At 63.4% G+C, this 18,902-nt stretch carries 16 protein-coding genes; 15 read left to right on the forward strand and 1 reads right to left on the reverse strand.

Annotation, left to right across the window (positions count from 1 at the left end; all coding sequences use genetic code 11):
• Nucleotides 1–2: 2 nt before the first annotated feature.
• Nucleotides 3–2,987, reverse strand: coding sequence for a tetratricopeptide repeat protein (locus WKI89_RS01720; protein WP_337867491.1), 2,985 nt, complete (start codon nt 2,985–2,987; stop codon nt 3–5).
• A 94-nt stretch (nt 2,988–3,081) separates the two neighbouring features.
• Between WKI89_RS01720 and WKI89_RS01725 the strand changes: the two genes are divergently transcribed.
• From WKI89_RS01725 to WKI89_RS01795, 15 genes are all read left to right on the forward strand, one after another.
• A complete protein-coding gene (locus WKI89_RS01725; protein WP_337867492.1) occupies nt 3,082–3,270 on the forward strand; it encodes a hypothetical protein in 189 nt (62 codons plus the stop codon).
• Between the two features lie 57 nt (nt 3,271–3,327).
• Nucleotides 3,328–3,849, forward strand: a complete 522-nt coding sequence (locus tag WKI89_RS01730) for a hypothetical protein (RefSeq protein WP_337867493.1) — start codon at nt 3,328–3,330, stop codon at nt 3,847–3,849.
• Nucleotides 3,850–3,886: 37 nt separating this feature from the next.
• On the forward strand, nt 3,887–4,306 hold the full coding sequence (locus WKI89_RS01735) for a hypothetical protein (RefSeq protein WP_337867494.1): 420 nt from the start codon (nt 3,887–3,889) through the stop codon (nt 4,304–4,306).
• Between the two features lie 12 nt (nt 4,307–4,318).
• Nucleotides 4,319–6,721: a S8 family serine peptidase gene (locus WKI89_RS01740; RefSeq protein ID WP_337867495.1), complete on the forward strand. Its 2,403-nt coding sequence runs from the start codon at nt 4,319–4,321 to the stop codon at nt 6,719–6,721.
• Nucleotides 6,722–6,926: 205 nt separating this feature from the next.
• Nucleotides 6,927–9,254 carry a bifunctional salicylyl-CoA 5-hydroxylase/oxidoreductase gene (locus WKI89_RS01745; protein WP_337867496.1) on the forward strand — a complete coding sequence of 776 codons (2,328 nt, stop codon included), beginning with the start codon at nt 6,927–6,929 and terminating at the stop codon, nt 9,252–9,254.
• Nucleotides 9,251–10,024, forward strand: a complete 774-nt coding sequence (locus WKI89_RS01750; protein ID WP_337867497.1) for an SDR family NAD(P)-dependent oxidoreductase — start codon at nt 9,251–9,253, stop codon at nt 10,022–10,024. The genes WKI89_RS01745 and WKI89_RS01750 overlap by 4 nt, the downstream gene beginning before the upstream one ends.
• Nucleotides 10,025–10,513, forward strand: a complete 489-nt coding sequence (locus WKI89_RS01755) for a MarR family transcriptional regulator (protein ID WP_337867498.1) — start codon at nt 10,025–10,027, stop codon at nt 10,511–10,513.
• A complete protein-coding gene (locus WKI89_RS01760; RefSeq protein ID WP_337867499.1) occupies nt 10,510–11,319 on the forward strand; it encodes an enoyl-CoA hydratase family protein in 810 nt (269 codons plus the stop codon). The genes WKI89_RS01755 and WKI89_RS01760 overlap by 4 nt, the downstream gene beginning before the upstream one ends.
• Nucleotides 11,319–12,521 (forward strand): acyl-CoA dehydrogenase family protein, encoded by a 1,203-nt coding sequence (locus tag WKI89_RS01765; protein ID WP_337867500.1) that lies wholly within the window; start codon nt 11,319–11,321, stop codon nt 12,519–12,521. Before WKI89_RS01760 ends, WKI89_RS01765 begins: the two co-directional genes overlap by 1 nt.
• Entirely contained in the window at nt 12,511–14,130 is a 1,620-nt protein-coding gene (locus WKI89_RS01770; RefSeq protein ID WP_337867501.1) for an AMP-binding protein, read from the forward strand. Before WKI89_RS01765 ends, WKI89_RS01770 begins: the two co-directional genes overlap by 11 nt.
• A gap of 2 nt (nt 14,131–14,132) precedes the next feature.
• Nucleotides 14,133–14,546, forward strand: a complete 414-nt coding sequence (locus tag WKI89_RS01775; protein ID WP_337867502.1) for a RidA family protein — start codon at nt 14,133–14,135, stop codon at nt 14,544–14,546.
• 10 nt (nt 14,547–14,556) lie between these two features.
• Nucleotides 14,557–15,786 carry a kynureninase gene (kynU, locus tag WKI89_RS01780; RefSeq protein ID WP_337867503.1) on the forward strand — a complete coding sequence of 410 codons (1,230 nt, stop codon included), beginning with the start codon at nt 14,557–14,559 and terminating at the stop codon, nt 15,784–15,786.
• Nucleotides 15,786–16,616, forward strand: coding sequence for a tryptophan 2,3-dioxygenase (kynA, locus tag WKI89_RS01785; protein WP_337867504.1), 831 nt, complete (start codon nt 15,786–15,788; stop codon nt 16,614–16,616). The genes kynU and kynA overlap by 1 nt, the downstream gene beginning before the upstream one ends.
• A gap of 90 nt (nt 16,617–16,706) precedes the next feature.
• Complete coding sequence (locus tag WKI89_RS01790) at nt 16,707–17,876, forward strand: ABC transporter substrate-binding protein (protein ID WP_337867505.1); 1,170 nt, start codon at nt 16,707–16,709, stop codon at nt 17,874–17,876.
• Nucleotides 17,877–17,974: 98 nt separating this feature from the next.
• The gene (locus tag WKI89_RS01795; RefSeq protein WP_337867506.1) at nt 17,975–18,895 is read left to right on the forward strand and encodes a branched-chain amino acid ABC transporter permease; all 921 of its coding nucleotides are present in this window, start codon (nt 17,975–17,977) and stop codon (nt 18,893–18,895) included.
• The last annotated feature ends 7 nt before the right edge of the window (nt 18,896–18,902 follow it).

Here is an 18,902-nt window from a genome sequence, read left to right on the forward strand (position 1 = left end):
GCCTACCTGAAACCCTCGAGCACTTGCCGGTAGGCATCTTGCAGCGAGTCCCTGTACCCTTTCTGGCGTGCTTGGATATACGCCGCTTGGCCCATGGCCCGCTTTACTTCTTCTGCCAGTTGGGTGCGCATGCCCTTGCGCTCTGGGGGTACGATTACTCCGATGGAGTCCTCGAGGTGTTCCAAAACCCCCAAAGCCCAAGCGGCCTGCTCGAGGTGGCCCCGCTTGTAGGCGATACTGGCCAGAGTCTCAAAACACTCATTCAAGCCGTGCAGCACCCCCGCCCGCTGGTAGTACGACAGGCTTTGCATGAGCCATTCCCAGGCCTGGTCGTGGTCTTGCTGTTGGTGCCAAAGGGCGGCCAGGTTGTGGGTGGAGATGCCCAATCCCCAGAAGTCCCCCAGTTCCTGGTTGAGCTCGTAGCTCTGCTGGTAGTACTGCCGGGCTTCCGGGTATTGGTCTTGGTCCTGGGCCAGACCGCCCAAATAGTTGTACAGGGCAGCCACCGATCGCTTTTCGCCCAGCTCACTACAAATCGCAAGGCTCTGCTGAAAGTGAACTCGAGCTGCCTGGTTCTGAGCCTGTCCGCGTAACGCAACCCCCAGGTTCATCAGGCCCAGGGCCTCAAGGTTCCGGTCGCCGACTTCGCGGGCAATGGCCAGGCTCTGACGGCAGTAGTGCTCGACCTTGGGGTAGTTGGCCTGGTCACGGGCACTCACGGCTAAGTTATTGAGTGCGATGGCCTCCCCCCGCCGGTCTCCAAGTGCGCTTCGGGAGGCCAGAGCCTGCTCGAGGTAATCAAACGAGCGGTCATACTGGCCGCAAGTGCGGGCCATGATTCCTGCTGCGTTCTGGGCTTCAGCCAAAACAGCCAGAGGCACTTGAACAGCTCGAGGGAGGGTTGCCTCAAACCAAGCCAGTATCTCCTGGGCATGCCCCTTCACCTGCCAGAAGCGCCACAGCCGCGCCGCAAGCTGCAAACCCAGGTCTATCTGGTGGGTTTGGCTCCTCTGCAATACCGCCCGGATATTTTCGTACTCTGTGGAAAGGTAGTCATACCAGTAGGCCTGCTCCGCTCCGGTCAGTTTGGGAGCAATCTGGGTGGCCTGGGTCAAGTACCATTCCAGCATCTGCTTTTGGGTGGCTTCAGCCAACCCCAGGGCCTCGAGCCGGGCCAGGCCAAACTGGCGCACCGGCTCGAGCATGCGAAAGCGCATCTGATTGCTACCTTCTTGGGCCAGCACCATCGAGGTGCGCACCAGCCGGGAATGCCATTCTGCGGGTTCACCTCCCTGAAAACTCAGATCCGCACAGGCGCCTTCAGCGGCCTCGAGGGTCCAGCCTCCCACAAAAACCGAAAGGCGGGCAAAGAGACTTCTTTCTGGTTCACTCAGCAACTCGTAGCTCCACTGTAAGGCCGCCTCCAGGGTCTGGTGGTGCCGCTCTCCACCCCGGTGGCCCCGCGTGAGCAACCGCAGGCTATTTTCTAGGCGGGCAACGATCTGCTGTAGCGAAAGCATCCCCACCCAGGTAGCTACCAGTTCCAGTGCCAGCGGCAAGCCCTCCAATCGGCGGCAGATCTGCGCCAGATAAATCGCATTGTGCGCGTCAAGCCGAAAGCGGGGCTGATGCTGTCGGATCCGCCCCAGCAGAAAGCGCACCGATCCGTAGCGATCCAGCTCCTCCGCGCGCAGATCGGCTTTTGGAGCAGGAACCTCCAGCGGAGCCACCACCCAGGCGATCTCACCCTCAATCCCCAGGGATTCGCGGCTGGTGGTCAGTAGTTGCAGCCCTGGAAGCGATTTGAGCAACTGAATTGCAGTCTCGGCACAGCCTTCAATCAGGTGTTCGCAGTTGTCCAGCACCAACAAGGCTTTGCAACCCCGCAACCGCTCGAGGACACCCTTCAGGGGCGGTTGTGCTGTTCCGTGTACCCCTAGAGCCTGGGCGATGGCGGGCAGTATCATCTGGGCGTTGCTCAGGGCTACCAGCTCCACCCACCAGACCCCGCCTTCGTACTGTCCCTGTAACCTCGAGGCCAGCTCCAGCGCTAGGCGGGTTTTTCCCGAACCGGCAACTCCCGTGAGCGTCAAGCAGCGGGTGCCAGACAGTAACTGTAGGGTCTCCTCCAGGGCCGCTTCCCGACCCACCAGCGGCGATAAGGGCACCGGCACCCATCCCTGGTGGGCTTGTTTAAGCTCAGGCGGCGCGGTCAGCTCGGGCAGGTTGGGCCACTTCTGCAAAACCTGCTCATAGAGGGCCCGGGTTCCCTCGTCGGGCTCCTCGCCCAGCTCGCGCACCAGTGCTTCGCGCAGGATTTGAAACTGCTGGATGGCCTCCGTTCGTCGCCCGGTGCGGGCATAGATTTGCATCAGGGCCAGATGGGCCGCCTCGGCGGTCGGCTCTTTGGCAGTGGCTTGCTCGAGGTAGTGGCAAGCCCGGAGCAGGTCGCCACGTTGCTCCAGCAGATGGGCCAGCTCGAGCAGGGCGGCCAGGTACAGCGAACGGGCCTCCTCACGGTAGGGCTCCGTCCAATCCTCGTAAACCTCTTCTGGCAAAAGGTCACCCCGATAAAGCGCCACCGCAGCCTCGTAGAGCCCAGCATCGCCCTGTCTACGGGCCTGGTTGACTAGGCGCAGGAACTCGGCGTAATCCACCTCGACCGAACCGCCCGCATGTAGCACCAGGGTCTCGTGTTCAAAGGTCAAGAAGCGCGGTCTGGCTCCCGCAGTAAGCCCTGGCTCGAGCATACGGCGGGCGTGGTAGAGGTTCTGGTGCAGGTTGTTCATGCCCGACTTCTCATCCAGCTCGGGCCACAAAGCCTCTAATACCTGTTCGCGATGCAGGCGTTGCTTGGGCTGGAGGGCCAGCAACTTGATGATGTCGCTGGCCTTCTTCCTGCGCTGGGGAGTGGTCAAGACCTGGTCGTCCAGGCACAAAAAAAACTGGCCCAGTACACCCACACGCAAACGCAATTCTGAAGACATCTAGGCTCATCTTAGCAAGGCTGTAAGAGCAAGTAAGTGACAAGTAAGCACCCTCCGAAATCATAGGCATCATGAGCCTGCTGAGGAGCGTTGTATGGACAAAACCAGACGCCTGCCCAAGCAGCGAACCACCTTTCTGGTGCGCTGCTGGCTGCTCCCAGATGGCAGCCGGTGCTACCTGGTGCGCCATGTGCCAAGTGGCGCGGAGGCCCAAACCGATAGCCTCGAGGCCGCTTTGCAATGGATGGAGCAGTTTCGCCTGGCCCCGTCCAAGCCCGAGTGAAGCCCTCCAACCAACTGCCCCAAAGTCGCTCTACGCCGAACCCCTAAGGAAAAAAGTATGAGAAAAATCCTGCTACCCCTAGCCCTGATGATCTTTGGCCTTTTTACCCAAAGCCTGGCCCAGCGCCCCTACCTAGGCGGAACTTTCGCTTTTGCACTCAACGATAGCACCGCGACCTTCGGGGTGCAGTTTGGGGCCAACTTCACCCCAGCCTTCGGTGCCAGGGGTGTGCTCTCCTTCAGCTCTGGAGGAGGCCTGACTGGATTTGGCTTTGGAGCGGATGGCCTGTACCTGGTGACCACCCCCAACTCCCCGGTCAACCCTTACCTGGGCGCGGGGGTGGGACTTGGCTTTCTTAGCGGATTTTTACAAGGGGCCTCGGTCTCGGGAATTGTGTTTGAAGCCAGTGGGGTACTGGGGGTGGAGTACCTGGTCAACCGCCAGTTTGCCATCTTTGCCGAGGCCCGGCCCGGCTTCGCTACCGGCTCGGTAACCGGCACGGCTGGAGGGTCGGCGGTCTCGATACCCATTAGCGGCACCACCATCGAGCTGAGGGTGGGGGCCAATATCTATTTCTGAGCCAAGAATGCAGTTTCCAACGATCAAGGAGGAGCATATGACGGCTTTCAGCAGAACCATCGGTCTTGTCCTCAGCCTGGCAACCCTGAGCGCTTGTGGCGGAAGCAGCACCCCCCCACCCCCACCGCCCCCGGCCAACCCCACCATCACCATTTTTGCCCTCGAGACCACCGGCAATTTCGGCGGCCAGATTCGACCCTGCCTGCAATTTCTGGCCGCACCCAGCGAGAACCTCCAGCTCCTGAGCGTCAACATCACCCACGCCATCGGACCCTCCTTTGGCAACTTTGATGTCAACTTGGGCGGGACGCTCACCATCCCCAGCGAGCGGTTGGCCTTACAGCCTCCTAATACCTGCTACCTCAAGATCAGTGGCCAGTACCGCTTTACCTTTACCGTAACCCGCCCCAACTCCCCCACCCAGTTCACGGTTCCGGCCACCTACAACCAGCAGTAGCGGGAGCATGCTATGCGTTGGATGGCTTTGTGGTTCTTGATTTTTCTGAGCGCCTGCGGAGGCGGCGACACCCCCAATTTCAGCCTGTCTGTACCGGGGATGACCGCTACCGTCGGCAGTTTCGGCACCACCACCGTCAACGTGGCCTTCGCGCCGGGTGCTACCAACCAGGTCGTACTCGCGCTCGAGGGCGTGCCGCCCGGCGTCACCGGCAGCTTCGACCCCCCCACCGTCAGCAGCACCGCGAACACCAGCCTCCTCACGGTGCTGGTAGGCGGGGGGGTCGCCAGTGGCACCTACGATGCGGTCGTACGCGGTACCAGTGGAGCGGCCAGCAACACCGCCACCTTCCGGCTGAACATTCAGGCCGGCGGCGGACCGCCAGGCGGTAGCGGGGGCAGCATCTCCGGCACCGTCAGTATTGGTACAGGAGGCGCGTCGGCGGGTAGTACCGACTTCGTACCCGGGCAGGTGATCGTCAAGTTCAGGGCCGGGGTCAGCCTGCAAAGCATGCAGGCCCTGCAGGCCAGCGGCGTGAATCTACAGCGGGTACGGAGGCTTTCGCTCGAGCACACCGCCCTATACCAAGCGCCGCTCGACGCTCAAGGCGTTTTGGACGCAGTGGCCGAGCTTTCCGCCCGGCCCGAGATCGAGTATGCCCAGCCCAACTACATTCTTTACCCCACCCTAACCCCCAACGACCCGCTCTATGCCCAGCAGTGGCACTACCCAGCCATCAACCTACCGCAGGCCTGGGATACTGAGCGCGGCCAGACCAACCCCGTCACGGTGGCGGTGATAGATACCGGTCAGCTCTTACAACACCCCGATTTCGACCCAAGCCGTATCCTGCCCGGTTTCGACATGATCTCCGACCCGAACAATGCCCGCGATGGCAACGGGCGCGACAACAATCCGGAGGATTCCGGCGACCTGATGGAACCTACCCAGAGCAGCTACCACGGCACCCACGTAGCCGGTACCATCCTGGCCCGCAGCGACAACAACTTGGGCGTTGCCGGGGTGAGTTGGGGAGCCCGGCTGCTGCCGGTGCGGGTGCTGGGCGTACAGGGTGGAAGCCTGGTAGACATCACCGACGGAATGTTGTGGGCAGCCGCGCTGCCGGTGGAGGGCGCACCCAACAACCCCAACAAAGCTGCCATCATCAATATGAGTTTGGGCGGGGCCCTGCCCTGTAGCCAGGCCCCGCTATACCAGGACGTCATCAACCGCATCAATGCCGCCGGGGTGATTATCGTGGCAGCAGCAGGAAACAACGCTCAAAATGCAGCCAACTTTGTTCCAGCCAGTTGTAGCGGCGTTATAACTGTAGGCGGAACCGGACCTTCGGGCGGCCGCGCACCTTACTCCAACTTTGGTACACGCATTGATGTGATGGCACCGGGCGGAAATGTCTCGGTCAACCTAAACGGCATCCAGAGCGGCGGCGGGGTGCTGAGCCCGCTCAAGTCCGACCCCAACAACCAGTTCAACTATGTTTTTTACCACGGCACCTCGATGGCCGCCCCTCACGTGGCCGGCCTGATCGCCCTAATGAAAAGCGTACAACCCAGCCTGACCCGGGCCGAGGCCCTCGACATCCTGCGGCGCACCGCCCGTCCGCTCAATCAGACCCAGTGCCAGGGTGAGACCGACGCCAGCCGCCCCACCCCCCCGCCTGGCATCACCGCCACCGACTGTGGAGCAGGTCTGGTGGATGCCCAAGCCGCCATTCAGGCCCTTGGGGGGGCACCCGTGGGCTCCTTTATCCTAAACACCACCCCCAGCAGCCTTAGCATCGCACCCGGCGGTACAGCCCAGGTAGTAGTTGGCATCGAGCGGGTGGGAGGGTTTACCGGGGCGATTAATTTGAGTCTGCAGGGCGCCCCCGCCGGGGTCAGCGGTAGCTTCACCCCTAACCCCTCCGCCGGCACAACCGCCACCCTGGCCCTCAGCGTGGCCACTACGGTGCCGCCAGGCCAGTACCCCATGGTGGTGCAGGGCAGCGCTGGCAGCCAGACGGTGAACGCAGCGCTGGTGCTCACTGTGGGCACTGCCAACCTGCCAACTTTGAAGGATGTGTTTATGGCAGCGCTCTTCTGGACCGGCAGCGATTTTGATGTAAACCGCTCCAAAGGGGTCACCCTCAGCGCCGATACCCGCACCGGCAGCTACAGCATCCCGGAACTGGAGGCCGGTTCTTATGCGGTGGCGGGCTGGAAGGACATTAACCAAAACCAGACTGTGGACAGCGGCGATTACTTTGGGGTTTACCTAGTAGGCCGTCAGGTGGCCCTCGTACGACCACCGGCCAGCAACATCAATCTGAGCCTCGAGCTGACCTCCGGCACGACCGCCGAGCTCGAGCGCATCCCTGTTCTCGAGGCTTTCAAGAAAATGCTCGAGCGACGTTGAGCAAGCAACCTTGCCCAACCCTTCGATCATCCAAGACCACTCCGCCTGTGAGCGGGGTGGTTTTTGTTCCTCAGCACACAATTTTTTATATCAGACCTAAATATCTTAAGTCTAAATAAAAAAGCAGTTATCTGCGCAGGGAGTACAGAATCATGCATAACTTCTGCGGGCTACAGCAAGCCTTTACAACGGACAGGATCGGGATATGAGGATCGTCTGCATCGGCGGCGGGCCGGCAGGGCTCTACTTCGCCCTGCTGATGAAAAAGCTAAACCCCGCCCACCAGATTACGGTGCTCGAGCGCAACCGCCCGGACGACACCTTCGGCTGGGGGGTGGTCTTCTCCGACCAGACCCTGGGCAACCTGGAAAAGGCCGACCACCCCACCTACCTCCAGATCAGCCGGGCTTTTCACCACTGGGACGCCCTCGAGGTGCACTTCAAGGGCCGGGTGATCCGCTCGGAGGGGCACGGCTTTATCGGCATCGGGCGCAAGAAGCTGCTAAACATCCTGCAAGCGCGCTGCAGGGAGCTGGGCGTCCAACTGGCCTTCCAGAACGAGGTCACCGGCGACGAGGCCGTGGCCCAGGCCTACCAGGCCGACCTGGTAATCGCCTCGGACGGCATCAACAGCCGCATCCGCAAAAAGTATGAAGCCTCGTACCAGCCCGATATTGAGTTGCGCAAGTGCCGCTTTGTCTGGCTGGGCACGCACCAGCCGTTTCCGGCCTTCACCTTTGCCTTCGAGAAAACCGAGTGGGGCTGGTTTCAGGGTCACGCCTACCAGTTCGATGCGCACACCTCCACCTTCATCGTGGAAACGCCAGAGGGGGTGTGGCAGAAGGCCGGTCTGGACAAGATGAGCCAGGAGGAGGGCATCGCTTTTTGTGAGCGGCTTTTTGCCAAGTACCTGGGGGGCCACCGGCTGATGTCCAACGCTGCCCATCTGCGGGGCTCGGCCATCTGGATCAAGTTTCCCCGGGTGGTCTGCCAGAACTGGGTGCACTGGAATGGCCCGGTGCCGGTGGTGCTGATGGGCGACGCTGCCCACACCGCGCACTTTTCCATTGGCAGCGGCACCAAGCTGGCCCTCGAGGACGCCATCGAGCTGGCCCGCACCTTTGAGCGGCTGGGCGATACCCCGGCGCACCTACCCCAGGTGCTCGAGGCCTACCAGGAAGCGCGGCAGGTGGAGGTGCTCAAGCTGCAAAACGCCGCGCGCAACTCCACCGAGTGGTTCGAGAACGTCGAGCGCTACAGCCACCTCGAGGCCGAGCAGTTCGCCTATAGCCTGCTGACCCGCTCCCAGCGCATCTCGCACGAAAACCTGCGACTGCGCGACCGGCGGTACCTCGAGGGCTACGAGCGCTGGCTGGCACAAAAATCCGGCCTGCCCCCCAGGCCCATTCCGCCCATGTTCACCTCCTTCCGGCTGCGGGGCCTGACCCTCAAGAACCGGGTGGTGGTCTCGCCCATGGCCATGTACTCGGCCCAGGACGGGCTGGTCAACGACTTCCACCTGGTGCACCTGGGGGCGAGGGCCCTGGGTGGGGCAGCTTTGGTTTTTACCGAGATGACCGCCCCCTCCCCCGACGGGCGCATCACGCCGGGCTGCGCGGGGCTCTATAGCGAGGCCCACATGCGGGCCTACAAGCGCATCGTGGATTTTGTACACCAGCATACCGATGCCAAGATCGCCCTGCAGCTCGGGCACGCCGGGCCAAAGGGCTCGACCCAGGTGGGCTGGGAGGACGAGAACGAGCCGCTGCCGCAGGGCAACTGGCCGCTCATCGCTCCCTCCCCCATCCCCTACGGCCCCCACAACCAAACCCCCCGCGAGATGACCCGTGAGGACATGGAGCGGGTCAAAGCCGAGTTCGTGCGGGCCGCCCAGTGGGGGGTGGAGGCCGGTTTCGACTGGCTCGAGCTGCACTGCGCCCACGGCTACCTGCTCTCGGCCTTCATCTGCCCCCTCACCAATCAGCGCGCCGACGAGTACGGCGGCAGCCTGGAGAACCGCTGCCGGTATCCCCTCGAGGTCTTCCGGGCCTTGCGCGCAGTCTGGCCGGAGCACCTGCCGATCTCGGTGCGCATCTCGGCCCACGACTGGGCCCCCGGCGGCAACACCCCCGACGACGCGGTAGAAATCGCCCGATTGTTCAAGGAGGCCGGGTGCGATCTGATCGACGTCTCCTCGGGACAGACCACCCGCCAGGCTAGGCCGGTGTACGGGCGCATGTACCAAACCCCCTTCGCCGACCGCATCCGCAACGAGGTGGGCATCGCCACCATGGCGGTGGGGGCCATCTACGAAGCCGACCACGTGAACTCGATTATCGCCGCCGGACGGGCCGACCTGTGCGCCATCGCCCGGCCCCACCTGGCCGACCCCCACTGGACGCTGAACCAGGCCGCGCGGCTCGGCTACACCGAGGTACGCTGGCCCAAGCAGTACCTATCCGGCAAGGCCCAGCTCGAGCGCAACCTAGCCCGGGCCTCGCTCGAGCGGGCCGAGGAGCTGGCTGCCCGATGAGCCCCCAACCCCTGGCAGGCAAACACGCCGTCGTGACCGGCGGCGGGCGCGGCATTGGCGCTGCTATAGCGGTTGCGCTGGCGGGTGCCGGGGCCGACATCACCCTGATGGGTCGCAGTCGGGCACCACTGGAGATGCAAGCCCAAACACTCCGTACAAGGATTCACATCGAGACCTGCGATGTATCCGACCCCGACGACGTGCGGCGGGCCTTCCAGGGGGCATCGGCCGTATTGGGAGACGTGGCGATCCTGGTCAACAACGCCGGCCAGGCCGAGAGCCGGCCCTTCGGCAAAACCGACCTGACGCTGTGGAGAACCATGATCGAAGTGAACCTCACCGGAACCTTTTTGTGCACCCAGGCGGCCCTGCCGGGCATGCTGGCCGCGGGCTGGGGGCGCATCGTCAACATCGCCAGCACTGCCGGGCTCAGGGGCTACCCCTACGTGAGCGCCTACTGCGCGGCCAAGCACGGGGTGATCGGCCTGACCCGCGCGCTGGCTTTGGAGCTGGCCCGGAAAAATATCACCGTCAATGCGGTCTGCCCCGGCTACACCCAGACCGGGCTGCTCGAGGCCAGCCTTGCCACCATCGCGCAGAAGACCGGGCGCAGCGCCGCCGAGGCCCGGGCCGAACTGGTGCGGCACAACCCCCAGGGCCGGCTGGTCGAACCCGAAGAGGTGGCCCAGGCCGTGCTGTGGCTGTGTTTGCCAGGGTCGGCGGCCCTGACCGGCCAGGCCATCGCCGTGGCGGGGGGGGAGGTGATGTAGATGCCGGCGCTCAAGCCCGACCTCGAGACCCGCCTGGCCAAAGACCACCACCAGGCCATCAAGCTGTGGCTGCGCCTGCTGACCTGCACCAACCTGATCACCAGTCAGATCCGCACCCGGCTGCGGGAGCACTTCCAGACCACCCTGCCCCGCTTCGACCTGCTGGCCCAGCTCGAGCGCCACCCCGAGGGCCTCAAGATGAGCGAGCTGTCCAAGCGCATGATGGTGACCACCGGCAACGTCACCGGGATTACCGACCAGCTCGAGGCCGAGGGCCTGGTGCGGCGCGAGCCCGACCCCCAGGACCGGCGGGCCTACACGGTCAAACTCACCCCTCTGGGCCGCCAGGTGTTCGCCCGGATGGCCCAGGAGCACGAAGGCTGGGTGATCGAGCTTTTTGAAGGGCTCTCCAGCAGTGAAAAAGACTTGATGCACAGGCTTTTGGGCAAACTCAAGGCCCACCTCAACGGAAAGGAGACCCGCCGGTGAAACTGGCAACCTACCAGGCCCAGCATTTTTTGTGGCAGCTCGAGCAGGCCGTGGCCACCATCACCCTCAACCGCCCCGAGCGCAAAAACCCCCTCACCTTCGAGTCCTACGCCGAGCTGCGCGACCTGTTCCGGGCCTTGCCGGAGGCCGAGGACGTGCGGGCGGTGGTGCTCTGCGGGGCTGGAGGCAACTTCTGCTCGGGCGGCGACGTGCACGAAATCATCGGGCCCCTGACCCAGATGCCCATGCCCAGGCTGCTGGCCTTTACCCGCCTGACCGGCGACCTGGTGCGGGCCATGCGGGCCTGCCCCCAGCCCATCGTGAGCGCGGTGGATGGGGTGTGCGCCGGGGCCGGGGCCATTCTGGCTATGGCTTCGGACATCCGCTTCGGCACGCCCCAGAGCAAGACCGCTTTCCTGTTTAGCCGGGTGGGCCTGGCCGGCTGCGATATGGGGGCCTGCGCCATGCTGCCGCGGATTATCGGGCAGGGCCGGGCCGCCGAGCTACTCTACACGGGCCGGGTGATGATGGGCGAGGAAGGGCTGGCCTGGGGCTTTTTCAACCGGCTGTGCGAGCCCCAGGAGCTGCTGGAGGAGGCCCGCGGGTTTGCCCGAATGCTCGCCCAGGGCCCCACCTTCGCCCACGCCATGACCAAAAAGATGCTGCACCAGGAGTGGAGCATGGGCCTCGACGAAGCCATCGAGGCCGAGGCCCAGGCCCAGGCCCTCTGCATGGCCACCCAGGACTTCCAGCGGGCCTACCGGGCGTTTGTGGCCAAAGAGAAGCCGGTTTTCCAGGGGGACTGATGCGGGATCAAGCCTACCTGGACTGGCCCTTCTTCGAGCCCCGGCACCGCAAGCTGGCGCACGACCTGGAGGCCTGGGCCAGGCATCACCTCACCGCGCACCTCGAGCCCGATACCGACCAGGCCTGCCGCCGGCTCGTCCGGCTGCTGGGCGCGGGGGGCTGGACGCGCTACGCGGTGGGGGGCCCGGCCTACGGGGGGATGCGCGAGCAGATAGACACCCGCGCCGTCTGCCTCATCCGCGAGGCCCTGGCCTACCACCAGGGCCTTGCCGACTTCGCCTTCGCCATGCAGGGCCTGGGCTCGGGGGCCATCAGCCTGCACGGCAGCCCCGAACAGAAAGCCCGCTACCTCGGCCCGGTGGCCAGAGGCGAGTCCATTGCGGCCTTTGCGCTCTCCGAGCCGGAGGCGGGTTCGGACGTGGGGGCCCTCTGCACCGAGGCCCGGGCCGAGGGCCAGAACTACATCCTGAACGGGCAGAAGACCTGGATCTCCAACGGGGGCATCGCCGATTTTTATGTGGTATTTGCCCGCGCACCGGGCAGCCAGGGCACCAAGGGAATCTCGGCCTTTGTGGTGGAGGCCGGCACACCGGGGCTCGAGGTTGCCGAGCGGATAGAGGTCATCGCCCCGCACCCGCTGGCCACCCTACGCTTCAACCACTGCCGAGTTCCGGCCCACCAGCGCCTGGGTGAGGAAGGCCAGGGCTTCAAAATTGCCATGCAGACCCTGGACATCTTCCGCACCTCGGTGGCCGCCGCCGCCCTGGGCTTTGCCCGGCGGGCGCTGGACGAGGCGCTTTACCGCGCCACCACAAGGGCCCTGTTCGGCCAGACCCTGGCCGACTTCCAGCTCACCCAGGCCCGCCTGGCCGATATGGCCGTGAAGGTAGACGCTGCTGCCCTGCTCACCTACCGTGCGGCCTGGCTACGCGACCAAGGCCAGCGGGTTACCCAGGAGGCCGCCATGGCCAAGCTCACCGCCACCGAGTACGCCCAGCAGGTAGTAGACGGGGCCGTGCAGCTATGGGGTGGGCTGGGCGTGACCCGGGGCCAGGTGGTGGAGTCGCTCTACCGCGAAATCCGGGCCCTGCGCATCTACGAGGGGGCCAGCGAGGTGCAGCAGCTCATCATCGCCCGCGAGTTGCTCAAGCACTTCAAGGAAACCCAAACCGTGAAAGGAGGAATCGGAGATGGGGTATAGCGCCCACATAGACACCTTTGCCCGCGAGCATCTGCCACCCCAGTCGGAGTGGCCGGAGCTAATCTTCACGCTGCCCGAGCTAGAGTACCCCGAGCGGCTCAACTGCGCCAGCGAGCTGCTCGACCGGATGGCTGCGCAACACCCCGAACGGCTTTGCTTGCAAGGCGCGGGCTTGCGCTGGAGCTACGCCGAGCTGCTCGAGCAGGCCAACCGCATCGCCCAGGTGCTGATCCAGGATATGGGCCTGGTGCCCGGCAACCGGGTGCTGCTACGCGCGCCCAACCACCCCCTGCTGGTGGCGGCCTGGTTCGCGGTGATGAAAGCCGGGGGCATTGCGGTCACCACCATGCCCTTGCTGCGAGCCAAAGAGCTCAGTGAGGTCATTCAAAAAGCCCAGATTTCCCATGCCCTGTGCGACGGGCGGCTGCGGGAGGAGCTCGAGCACGCACGATCCAACTGCCCCACCCTGCAACAGGTGGTCTACTGGGGCGAAGGGGGCAGCCTGGAAGCCCGGATGGCCCATAAACCCACGCACTTCACCAATGTGGAGACTGCCAGCGACGACACCTGCCTGATCGCTTTCACCTCTGGCACCACCGGCAAGCCCAAGGGCTGTATGCACTTCCACCGCGACGTGCTGGCCATCTGCGACACCTTTGGCAAGCACATTTTGCGGGCTTCGCCGGACGACCTGTTCACCGGTAGCCCGCCGCTGGCCTTCACCTTTGGGCTGGGGGGACTGGTGCTTTTCCCTATGCGCATCGGGGCTTCCTCGGTCTTGCTGGAAAAAGCCAGCCCCGATCTTCTGCTCCCGACCATCGCCGAGTACCGGGCCAGCGTGGTCTTCACCTCCCCCACCGCCTACCGGGCCATGGCCGCCCCGGCCCAAAAGTTCGATCTCACCTCGCTGCGCAAGTGCGTTTCAGCCGGGGAGCCCCTACCAGCCCCCACCCGCCAGCTCTGGAAGGAGGCCACCGGCATTGAGCTCATAGACGGTATCGGGGCCACCGAGATGCTGCACATCTTCATCTCCCACACCGAGGAAAAGGCCAAGCCGGGGGCCACCGGCAAAACCGTACCGGGCTACCAGGCCTGCGTGCTGGACGAGGCAGGCCAGCCGCTTCCCCCAGGGCAGGTAGGCCGCCTGGCGGTGCGGGGCCCCACCGGCTGCCGCTACCTAGACGACGAGCGCCAGCGCAACTACGTACAGCACGGCTGGAACATCACCGGGGATGCCTACCTGGTGGACGAGGAGGGCTACTTCGTCTACCAGGCCCGTACCGACGATATGATTGTCACGGCGGGCTACAACATCGCCGGCCCCGAGGTGGAGGATGCCCTGCTGCTCCACCCAGCGGTGGCCGAGTGCGCGGTGGTGGGGGCCCCCGATCCCGAACGGGGCCAGATCGTCAAGGCTTATGTGGTGCTGCGGGCCGGTATAGAGCCTTCGGCTGCGCTGGTGAAGGAGCTACAGGACTTCGTCAAGCAGAAAATCGCACCCTACAAGTACCCACGGGCCATCGAGTTCCGCGAGAGCCTGCCCCGCACCCAGACCGGTAAACTACAGCGCTTTATGCTGCGCCGGGAGTCCGAAGGGGCAAGGGGGTGATTATGGAGCACATCAAAGAGAGCCTGCAAATCCTGCAACCCCCCGGCTGGGTCAAGCCCAGAGGTTACGTCAACGGGGTGGCGGCCAGGGGCAGGCTGGTCTTTACTGCCGGAATGATCGGCTGGAACCGGCAGGGTGTATTCGAGACCGACGGCTTCGTAGGGCAGGCCCGACAGGCCCTGCAAAACATCGTGGAGACCCTGGCCGAGGCCGGCGGGAAACCTGAGCACGTGGTGCGGCTGACCTGGTTTATTACCAGTAAGCAAGAGTACCTGGCCTCCCTCGAGGCCCTGGGGGATGCCTACCGCGAGGTAATGGGGCGTAACTTTCCAGCCATGTCGGTAGTAGAAGTCTCGGCCCTGATGGAAGACCGGGCCAAGGTAGAAATTGAAGCCACGGCGGTGATCCCCGACTAAAGGAGAAGGCATGAGTCTTGCTCTGCTACAAGCCCTGGACCGCTCCGACCCGCTGGCGGCCAAACGCCAGGCGTTTCATATCCCCGTGGGGCTGGTCTACCTCGACGGCAACTCGCTGGGGCCGCTGCCGGTGACAGTACGGGAGCACTTGGAGCACGTTCTGCTGCAACAATGGGGCACCGATCTGATCCGAAGCTGGAACACCCACGGCTGGGTGGACCTGCCCCTTCGGGTGGGGGCCAAGATCGCCCGGCTGATTGGGGCCGAGTCCGACGAGGTAATCGCCGCCGACTCGACCTCGGTCAACCTATTCAAGGTGCTGCTGGCCGCCCTCAAGCTGCGCCCCGGACGTAGGGTTATCGTTTCGGACATTGACAACTTCCCCACCGACCTCTACATCGCCCAAGGCATCGCGGAGCTTCTGGGCGGGTACGAGCTGCGCTTCGTAAAAAAAGACCAGCTCGAGGACGCCCTCGACGAGCAGACCGCGGTGCTGATGCTGACCGAGGTGGACTACCGCACCGGCTACCTCTACGACATGGCCCGGCTCACCCAGCTGGCCCACCAGAAAGGGGCCCTGACCGTCTGGGATCTGGCCCACAGCGCGGGGGCCCTTCCGGTACACCTCAACCGGCACGGGGTGGATTTTGCAGTGGGTTGCGGCTACAAGTACTTGAACGGCGGCCCTGGGGCGCCCGCCTTCGTGTTCGTGGCGCGGCGGCATCAGTCGGTTACCACCCCCTTCCTCTCCGGCTGGATGGGGCACAAGGCTCCCTTCGCTTTTGTGCCCGAGTACCTGCCCGCCGAGGACATCCGGCGCCTGACGGTGGGGACGCCCAGCGTGCTCTCGATGAGTGCGCTGGAGGCGGCGCTCGAGGTCTTCGAGGGCGTGGACATGGAACAGGTGCGGCAAAAGTCGCTACAGCTCACCGACCTCTTCATCGAGCTGATGGAGCCCTTGGCCGCCCGGTACGGCCTCGAGCGGGTCACCCCTACCGACCACGCCCGGCGCGGCAGCCAGGTTTCCTACCGGCATCCCGAGGGTTATGCAGTGATGCAGGCCCTGATTAATCAGGGGGTGATCGGCGACTTCCGCGCCCCCGACATCATGCGTTTCGGGTTTACCCCGCTGTACCTGCGCTTTACCGACGTTTGGGAAGCGGTAGAAAGGCTGCGTCAAGTGCTGCAAAAAGAGCTTTGGAGAGAGCCCCGCTTCAGCCAGCGGGCCAAGGTGACCTAATGGACAAGGAACACACCTACACCCAAGCCCACACCGACTTCCGTCAGGATCTGTCCTATGGCGATTACCTGATGCTCGACCAGGTGCTTTCGGCCCAACGCCCCCTGACCCAGGCCCACGACGAGGTGCTGTTCATCTTAATCCATCAGGTACAGGAGCTTTGGATGAAGCTGATTATCCATGAGTTGGGCAGTGCGATGGGCTTATTGAAGCAGGGCATCGTTGACCCTGCGCTCAAGATGCTGACCCGGGTCTGCCGCGCCCAGGAGCAGATGGCTGCCAGTTGGGAAGTCCTGAAAACCATGACACCATCAGACTATTTGCAGTTTCGGGCCTCCTTTGGGCGGGCCTCCGGGTTTCAGTCGTACCAGTACCGCCTGATCGAGTTCCTGTTTGGCAACAAGCAGCCCTTTATGATGCGCCCGCACCAGCATCGGCCCGAGCATCATCAGCCTCTGGAAGAGGCTCTGCGGGCTCCAAGCCTCTACGACATCGCCTTGCAACTGGTTGCGGCAAGGGGGCTGGAGCTCCCTCAAAGCGTTCTTGAACGCGATTTTACGCAACCCTATCAGCCCCACGAACGGGTGCGGGCAGCCTGGCTCGAGGTCTACCGACACCCCGAGCGGTACTGGGATCTGTACTACCTGGCCGAGAAACTGGTGGACGTAGAGGACAACTTCCGCCGCTGGCGCTTCAACCACCTGACCACGGTTGAGCGCATTATCGGCTACAAGCAAGGCACCGGCGGCACCGCAGGGGTTCCTTATCTCAAACGGGCTTTGGACATCGTGCTCTTTCCCGAGCTGTGGCAGGTTCGTACCGACCTCTAGAAGGCAACAACCTGGGGAGGCTCGAGGTACTAAACAAAGCGTTGCAAACCCAGTATCATTTGACAAACACAGGGCGCGATGGGAGGAAATATGAAAAAAATGCTTTGGCTGATGGTTTTCTTGGGGCTGGTCGGCTTCTCGCTCTCGATGGCCCAGCCCCGCACGGTCAAGATCGGCTTCGTGAGCACCCTTTCAGGTGGCGGAGCTGCTCTGGGCATTGACGCCCGCGACGGCTTCAATCTGGCCGTGCGGCTCCTCAACAACCAGTTGGGCGGCCTACCGGTCGAGGTGATTGTAGCCGACGACCAGCAGAACCCCGACGTGGCGCGGCAGGCAGTGGATCGGATGCTCAAGCGCGAGCGGGTGGACTTCATGACCGGGATCATCTTCTCCAACATTTTGCTGGCGGTGGGCGATGCCATCTTCGAGGAGAAAGTCCACTACATCAGCTTGAATGCCGGGCCCTCGGAATACGCGGGGGAGCGCTGCAACCCCTACTTTCTCAATGTGGCCTGGCAGAACGACAACCTGCACGAGGCCATGGGGCAGTACGTCAACACCCGCCGCTTCGAGAACGTCTTTATCTTGGCTCCCAATTACCCCGCTGGACGCGACGCCCTGACCGGCTTTAAGCGCTTCTACAAGGGCAAGATTGCCGCCGAGGTATACAACCGCCTCAACCAGCTCGACTTCTCCGCCGAGATTGCCCAGATACGCGCCGCACGGCCCAAAGCGGTCTACGCCTTCCAGCCCGGTGCAATGGGCGTGAACTTTATCAAACAGTATGCCGAGGCCGGCTTGCTGCGCGAGATCCCATTGTTCTTGCCCGGCTTCTCCGCCGATTCGGACGTCATTCGAGCGGTAGGTCGCCCCATGGTAGGCATTTATAACAGCTCGCACTGGGCTTTGGAGCTCAACAACCCCGTGAACCAGCGCTTTGTAGAAGAGTTCCGCAAGGCCTACAACCGCACTCCTACCCTTTACGCTTCACAGGGCTACGACGCGGCTTTGATGCTGGACACCGCCATCAAAGCGGTGGGTGGCGACCTCTCTAAGAAAGACGACCTGCGCAAGGCCATGCTGGCTGGCTTCAACAGCACCCGGGGACCCATCAAGTTCAACCCCAACGGCTACCCCATCCAGAACTACTACCTGCGCCAAGTGGTGCAGGCTCCGGGCGGCGAAATCATCAACCGCTTGGCCGGAAACATCTTCGCCAACCACAGCGATGCCTATGTCTCGCAGTGCAAGCTGAAATAAAGCAGAGGGCAGAGGGCGTAAAGCCAAGAGCTAAAACCATAAGCTCTTAACCCTTTGCCCTCTGCCTCCCACACCCAACCGTTTAGCCCTACCTCACCATGCCCCCATCCCTGTTTCTAGAACAAATCCTCAACGGCATCCAGTTTGGTCTGATGCTTTTTCTGCTGGCGGCGGGCCTGACGCTGGTATTCGGCATCATGGACATGATCAACCTGGCCCACGGCTCGTTGTATATGATTGGGGCCTACCTGACCGCAACCTTCGTGGGCCTCACCGGGGTGTTCTGGCTGGGGGTGTTGTTGGCGGTGGTCGGGACGGCCCTCATCGGGATGCTGTTGGAGGTCTCCGTCCTGCGCCAGCTCTACCGACGAGACCACCTCTCGCAGGTGCTGGCTACCTTCGCCCTGATACTGATCATCAACGAACTGGTGCGGATCATCTGGGGTTCGCAACCCCTGCTGCTCTCGGCCCCCGAAGACTTGTCCGGTCCCATCGAGATTCTGCCCGGCCTCAACTACTCGGCTTTTCGTCTGACCATCATCGGGGTAGGGCTGGTCGTGGCGGCGGCCCTGTTCCTTTTGGTGAACTACACCAAAGCCGGGATGTGGCTGCGGGCCGGGGCCTCCAACCGCGAGATGGCCCAGGCCATGGGGGTACCTATCAAACCCTTGTTCACCTTGCTGTTTGGGGTTGGAGCCGCCCTTTGTGCCGTTGCCGGGGCCTTCCTGGGGCCTATTCTGGCAGTACAAGTGGGGATGGGTGAGAGCATCCTGATTCTGGCCTTTGTGGTGATCGTGATTGGGGGCATAGGCTCTATCAAGGGAGCGCTGGTGGGCGCCTTGCTGGTGGGGATCGTAGACACGGCGGGGCGGGCTTTCCTACCTTTGCTGCTCAGTCAGGTAGCCTCGCCCGAAGTCGCCTCGAATCTTGGCCCGGCCCTGGCCTCCATCCTGATTTACTTGCTGATGGCGGTAGTGCTGTTCTTCAAGCCACAAGGGCTGTTCCCGGCCCGCACCTAGGAGTGCT

The organism is Meiothermus sp. (assembly GCF_037443965.1).
Lineage (GTDB): Bacteria > Deinococcota > Deinococci > Deinococcales > Thermaceae > Meiothermus.

Bases quoted from the DNA above. Each gene is read 5' to 3' on its own strand.
- WKI89_RS01720 (WP_337867491.1), bottom strand. From the start codon at position 2,987: ATGTCTTCAGAATTGCGTTTGCGTGTGGGTGTACTGGGCCAGTTTTTT.
- WKI89_RS01725 (WP_337867492.1), top strand. From the start codon at position 3,082: ATGGACAAAACCAGACGCCTGCCCAAGCAGCGAACCACCTTTCTGGTG.
- WKI89_RS01730 (WP_337867493.1), top strand. From the start codon at position 3,328: ATGAGAAAAATCCTGCTACCCCTAGCCCTGATGATCTTTGGCCTTTTT.
- WKI89_RS01735 (WP_337867494.1), top strand. From the start codon at position 3,887: ATGACGGCTTTCAGCAGAACCATCGGTCTTGTCCTCAGCCTGGCAACC.
- WKI89_RS01740 (WP_337867495.1), top strand. From the start codon at position 4,319: ATGCGTTGGATGGCTTTGTGGTTCTTGATTTTTCTGAGCGCCTGCGGA.
- WKI89_RS01745 (WP_337867496.1), top strand. From the start codon at position 6,927: ATGAGGATCGTCTGCATCGGCGGCGGGCCGGCAGGGCTCTACTTCGCC.
- WKI89_RS01750 (WP_337867497.1), top strand. From the start codon at position 9,251: ATGAGCCCCCAACCCCTGGCAGGCAAACACGCCGTCGTGACCGGCGGC.
- WKI89_RS01755 (WP_337867498.1), top strand. From the start codon at position 10,025: ATGCCGGCGCTCAAGCCCGACCTCGAGACCCGCCTGGCCAAAGACCAC.
- WKI89_RS01765 (WP_337867500.1), top strand. From the start codon at position 11,319: ATGCGGGATCAAGCCTACCTGGACTGGCCCTTCTTCGAGCCCCGGCAC.
- WKI89_RS01770 (WP_337867501.1), top strand. From the start codon at position 12,511: ATGGGGTATAGCGCCCACATAGACACCTTTGCCCGCGAGCATCTGCCA.
- WKI89_RS01775 (WP_337867502.1), top strand. From the start codon at position 14,133: ATGGAGCACATCAAAGAGAGCCTGCAAATCCTGCAACCCCCCGGCTGG.
- kynU (WP_337867503.1), top strand. From the start codon at position 14,557: ATGAGTCTTGCTCTGCTACAAGCCCTGGACCGCTCCGACCCGCTGGCG.
- kynA (WP_337867504.1), top strand. From the start codon at position 15,786: ATGGACAAGGAACACACCTACACCCAAGCCCACACCGACTTCCGTCAG.
- WKI89_RS01790 (WP_337867505.1), top strand. From the start codon at position 16,707: ATGAAAAAAATGCTTTGGCTGATGGTTTTCTTGGGGCTGGTCGGCTTC.
- WKI89_RS01795 (WP_337867506.1), top strand. From the start codon at position 17,975: ATGCCCCCATCCCTGTTTCTAGAACAAATCCTCAACGGCATCCAGTTT.